This is a genomic window from Aeromonas sp. HMWF015, assembly GCF_963878965.1.
Taxonomy (GTDB): domain Bacteria; phylum Pseudomonadota; class Gammaproteobacteria; order Enterobacterales; family Aeromonadaceae; genus Aeromonas; species Aeromonas veronii.
Window position 1 is genome coordinate 933 of sequence record NZ_CAWNZT010000261.1, and the last position, 4,898, is coordinate 5,830.

The window sequence follows — 4,898 nt, forward strand, 5'->3', positions numbered from 1 at the left end:
CGCCAGTCGCTGGCCGAGCTGGAAAAAGGGCTGGAAGCGGAGCTGACCCGCGAACAGCTGGCCAACGCATCGGCCCTGCTGCTGGAGAAAATTGGCGAGCTGATGGACGAAGCGATTGCCGCCGCCGGTGTGCAGCCGGATCGCATCTTCGTCACCGGCGGTAGCGCCCGCTCGCCGCTGATCGCCAGCTTTATCCGCCAGAAGCTCCCGTCCATTCCGCTCGAGGGTGGCGATGACTTTGGCTCGGTGGCCGCGGGTCTTGCCCGTTATGCCGAGCGGCTGTTCGCCAACTGAGCCCTGAGATAGCGTAAATCGATGGCAGCATCACCCGTGTGTTGCCATTAAGCGACAGTCGTGCGGGACAAGGGGCGACAGAAGCGGTCGGTCGTCCCCTCTCCCGCCCTGCTCCCGACTGCCCAAAAAGGGTATTCTTGACGCTCCCCCAACCGGAGCCCCCTCATGCCCAGATTGCCCTTTTTGCTGATCCCCCTGTTACTGCTCGCTGGCTGCAGCTCGACCGCCTTTGTTCAGCAAGATCTGCAACACCACCACTGGGTACTGAGCAAACTGGATGGCCAACCGATCGAGGCCCCCCGCGACAATCCCCCCGATTTCGAGATCGGCGAACACTTCACCGTCAACGGCATCGCCGGTTGCAACCGCTACTTCGGTCAGGGCCATCTGGAAGATGACAAGCTGTGGGTCACCAGTCTGGGCAGCACCGAAATGGCCTGCATGCCGCCGCTCGACACTATCGAACAGGCTGTACTGACCACCCTTACCGAGGGTGCGACCCTGAGCGGCACCAGTCAGAACCTGATCCTGCAGGGCAAACAGCACCGTTTGGAATACACCTTGCGCGACTGGGTGTTCTAACGCTCACAAAGCCGCATCACAAACAGGAACATGTTGTGCGGCTGTGGCACAATATGAAGCAGAGTTCGCAACGGAGGCTGCCTCAGCCATGTCGATGGATCGCCTGTTTGACAAGATCAAACAACTCCCCACTATTCCCAAGCTGCTGCACGAGTTGATGCAGAGCTTCAACGACGAGAATGCCCGCATCGACGAGATTGCGGCCAAGATCGCCATGGATCAGGTGATCAGCGTCAAGGTGCTGCGGATGGCCAACTCGGCCGCCCTGCGCCGGGGCAACGAAGTGACTTCTATTGAACAGGCGGTGATCCGGCTCGGCTTCAACCGGCTGCGCTCCGTGGTGGTCGCCTCCGGCATCATCGGCACCTTCAAGGCCCCGCCCAGCTTCGACAAGAACAAGTTCTGGACCGAGACCTTCCAGGTCGCCACCATAGCCAAAACCCTGGCCCAAGAGGCCAAGGTGATGGATCCCGAGACCGCCTTCACCTGCGCTCTGATCCACAACATCGGCGAACTGCTTATCCAGAGCACCTTGCCGGAAGAGGCCGAGCTCATCAACATGGCGATCCAGAACGGCAGCAGCCGGGTCGAGGCCCAGCGGGAGATGCTGGGCTACGACTATGCCCAGCTTGGTGCCGAGCTGGCGCGGCGCTGGAACCTCTCCGAGGCCTTCGTCGATGCCATCTCCCAGCAGCTTGACCCGCTCTCCCACGATCCGGTCAGCAAGGAGGCGGTGCTGATCCGCCTCGCCGTGTTTATCTCCTTCGCCTGGAACGCGGGCGTGCCTGCCCAGGCCATCATCGCCCGCTTCCCCAAACCGCTCGCCGATCAGCTGGGACTGGATCCCAAGTCGCTGGCAGGCCAGCTCGAAACACTGCATGAACAGGGTAATGCCCTCGCCGATCTTCTGACTCAATAAGCATCATGACCCATCCGTTTCTGTTTCATCCCCATGTGGCGCCCTGGTTCAAAGAGAGCGCCGACGCACTGCAATTGACTCTTTTTAGCGAGCTGGATGCGCCGATCCGCGAGGTGTGGCTGCGCCACGAACCGGATAACGAGGAGTACCTGATCCCGATGACAGCGGTCTCCACCCGCGATCGGCTGCAGGTGTGGCAGGCGGCCCTGCCGCTCATCAAAGGACAAGATATCCACCTCTACAGCTTCAAGTGCCTCACCGACGAGGAGCAGTGGTGGCTGCACGGGGCGGGCGTCAGCGCGTCCATGCCGCCACGGGAACAGCATTTTCGCTTCAACAGCCTGCACCAGCCACCGGCCTGGGTGCAGGATCAGGTGTTCTACCAGATCTTCCCCGACCGTTTCTGCAACGGCGATCCGTCGCTGAGCGTCAAGCATCACGAGTACGAATATCGCGGCAAAGCGGTGATCAGCAAGGCGTGGGGCGAGCCGGTCAGTCGTCATGAAGAGGGCCACGGCGCCTGCGAATTTTACGGCGGCGATCTGGCGGGCATCGATGCCAAGCTGCACTATCTGCAATCTCTCGGGGTGACGGCGCTCTACCTCAACCCCATCTTCGATTCGCCGAGCAACCACAAGTACGACACCCAGGACTATTTCAAGGTGGATGCCCACCTCGGCAGCAACGAGCAGTTCGCCGAGCTGACCCGCAACCTGCACCAGCGCGGCATGAAGATCATCCTCGATGCGGTGGTCAACCACACCTCTACCGAGCACCCCTGGTTCTGCCCGCCACTGGGGGCCCAGAGCAACCCGGACTCCCCGTGGCGCAGCTTCTACACCTTTGACAAAGAAGGGGATTACGTCAGCTGGAAGGGCATTCGCAGCCTGCCCAAGCTCGACTTCTCCTGCGAGAAGGTGCAAGACGCCGTCTATCGGGCCGACGACGCCATCCTCCGTTACTGGATGCGCGCCCCCTACCAGATCGATGGCTGGCGCTTTGACGTCATCCACATGCTGGGCGAGCGCGGCACCGCCGAGGGCAATCGCAGTCACGTGCGCGCCATTCGCGGGGCAGTGAAGCAGGAGAACCCGGATGCCTATGTGCTCGGCGAACACTTCTTCGAGGCGAGCCAGTGGCTGCAAGGGGATCAGGAGGACGGCGCCATGAACTACTATGGCTTCGCTCACCCGATCCGCGCCTTCCTGGCGGGGCAGGATATCGCCTACCACCCCATCAAGATCAGCGCTGAAGAGCTGGATCGCTGGCTCAAGCTGGCGCGGGCCCACATCCCGTTCAAGAACCAGCTGGCCCAGTTCAACCTGCTGGACAGCCACGACACCGCCCGTTTCCTCCATCTTCTGGGTGAAGACAAACAGCGGATGCAGCTGGCCGCCACCCTGCTACTCACCTATATCGGTGTACCCTCCATCTACTACGGCGATGAAGTGGGGCTATCCGGCGGCAACGACCCGGACTGCCGCCGCTGCTTCCCGTGGGATACCACTGACTGGGATCACGTGCTGCACGACCACTATCGCCGGCTGATCCAGATCCGCCGCCAGCGCCCCTCCCTGCGCCGTGGCGATATCCAGACCCTCTACGCCGGGCCCCACAGCTATGTGTTCGCCCGTACCCTGCAAAGCGATCAGGTGGTAGTGGCTTGCAACCGCCACCCGAGCGAGCCACGCACCATCAGCCTGCCCCTGTGGCAGACCGCCAGCCCCGCCAGCCGCTTCACCGACGCCTTCAACGGCGAGAAGTTTGAAGTGGTGCAGGGCGAGGTGCAGCTCACCATCCCTGCCAACTCGGCCCGGGTGCTGCTGTCGAGCTGAACAATCGAGACTATCAAATACATGGCGGGCTATATCCCGCCATAATTCCCAGTAGACCGAAATATCCTACCAATAAATTTAAAATTATTTACTACACGTCATTCGGACAATCTGCCCCCTGCACCTTTAATCAGGCATCACTAAACACTTCCACATGATCATAAGTAATACCGTGAGCTTTCATTGTCTCAAATATCTCTTTATAAAAGCTTGAAGCAATTACAAGGTTGCTGACATGCTTATTACTGATCGTCTCGAAATAACTCACATTGAGATTAACACCGGGAATAGTACAGTCGGCCTTACTCTTGTCACCATCAACGACAATGATCTCGGTATTGTCCAAAATGTCTTTCTCGACTCCGTTCAACAGAATAACTGACGCAGAACCGGCCCCCCACCAAACGACACGGCCTGCTCTTCTGAGAAAATCATTGACTCTGCTGCGAGATGCATCGCACCGCTGTTTGAAAATCGATAGATTCTCAATATAACTGACTTTATCAAAGGCCGTTTCAATGCCATTGAAACGTGTATTTTCAGCCTTGACAAAAACGACCCTCAAACTGTCATTTTCAACACAGTGATATATTATTTTGAGATTATTATCACGGGCCAAAACTTGCATGAAGTAGATGTTATAGTAGAAAAGGTGCTGTACATGGAAGCCTCCGAAATCAGGGACCTCAATGACAATCCTTCCTGTATCATTCAATGTTTCCGACATTAATTTAAAGATGGAAAAGGGATCTTCAAAATGCTCAAAAACATGCATAAGATAGTAACCATCTACCTTATCCTGAACATGGCATGCATTAAAATAGCCTTTTATCACTTTAAGTCCCAAGTTCTTCGCAATATCGGCTTGGGGGCCAGGCTCAATTCCTGTCACATTGGAAAATCCGATCTCTTTAAGTTTTTTCAGCAAATAGCCTTCTGAACAACCAATTTCATATATTTTTTCATCTTTACCGAAATGACTTGTGATGGTACCAATCATGCCGTCATACTTGGAAGATCCGATATTATTAAGCGGAGAAATATATAGATAGTTGTCATATATTTCCGTTAGTTCTTCAGATGATAACTTCTTGGATGCAAACCCTACCAGGCAATCCTTGCAGGCACTGACCTGCAATTCCGATACTTTTACTTGGAAATTACCAGAGTACGCAGATAAAACGGCTGGCATTGTGCGTTCAAGGAAAACCAATGTATTATCACTGTGACAATATGGACATCTCATGATCCTCTCCTAAAGATATGTT

General features: G+C 56.2%; 4 protein-coding genes and 1 pseudogene. 4 read left to right on the forward strand and 1 reads right to left on the reverse strand.

Annotation, left to right across the window (positions count from 1 at the left end; genetic code table 11):
- From AACS18_RS23500 to malZ, 4 genes and pseudogenes are all read left to right on the forward strand, one after another.
- Positions 1-294: pseudogene (locus tag AACS18_RS23500) on the forward strand (molecular chaperone); the annotation flags it as partial.
- Positions 295-459: 165 nt separating this feature from the next.
- Positions 460-876 (forward strand): META domain-containing protein, encoded by a 417-nt coding sequence (locus AACS18_RS13595; protein WP_064339147.1) that lies wholly within the window; start codon positions 460-462, stop codon positions 874-876.
- 88 nt (positions 877-964) lie between these two features.
- The gene (locus AACS18_RS13600) at positions 965-1,795 is read left to right on the forward strand and encodes an HDOD domain-containing protein (protein WP_005355498.1); all 831 of its coding nucleotides are present in this window, start codon (positions 965-967) and stop codon (positions 1,793-1,795) included.
- A gap of 5 nt (positions 1,796-1,800) precedes the next feature.
- Positions 1,801-3,630 (forward strand): maltodextrin glucosidase, encoded by a 1,830-nt coding sequence (malZ, locus tag AACS18_RS13605; RefSeq protein ID WP_108614381.1) that lies wholly within the window; start codon positions 1,801-1,803, stop codon positions 3,628-3,630.
- Between the two features lie 130 nt (positions 3,631-3,760).
- Here malZ and AACS18_RS13610 read toward each other — a convergent pair whose 3' ends face one another.
- Entirely contained in the window at positions 3,761-4,822 is a 1,062-nt protein-coding gene (locus AACS18_RS13610; RefSeq protein WP_339373258.1) for a class I SAM-dependent methyltransferase, read from the reverse strand.
- Positions 4,823-4,898: the final 76 nt, after the last annotated feature.

Bases quoted from the DNA above. Each gene is read 5' to 3' on its own strand.
- malZ (WP_108614381.1), top strand. From the start codon at position 1,801: ATGACCCATCCGTTTCTGTTTCATCCCCATGTGGCGCCCTGGTTCAAA.
- AACS18_RS13600 (WP_005355498.1), top strand. From the start codon at position 965: ATGTCGATGGATCGCCTGTTTGACAAGATCAAACAACTCCCCACTATT.
- AACS18_RS13610 (WP_339373258.1), bottom strand. From the start codon at position 4,822: ATGCCAGCCGTTTTATCTGCGTACTCTGGTAATTTCCAAGTAAAAGTA.
- AACS18_RS13595 (WP_064339147.1), top strand. From the start codon at position 460: ATGCCCAGATTGCCCTTTTTGCTGATCCCCCTGTTACTGCTCGCTGGC.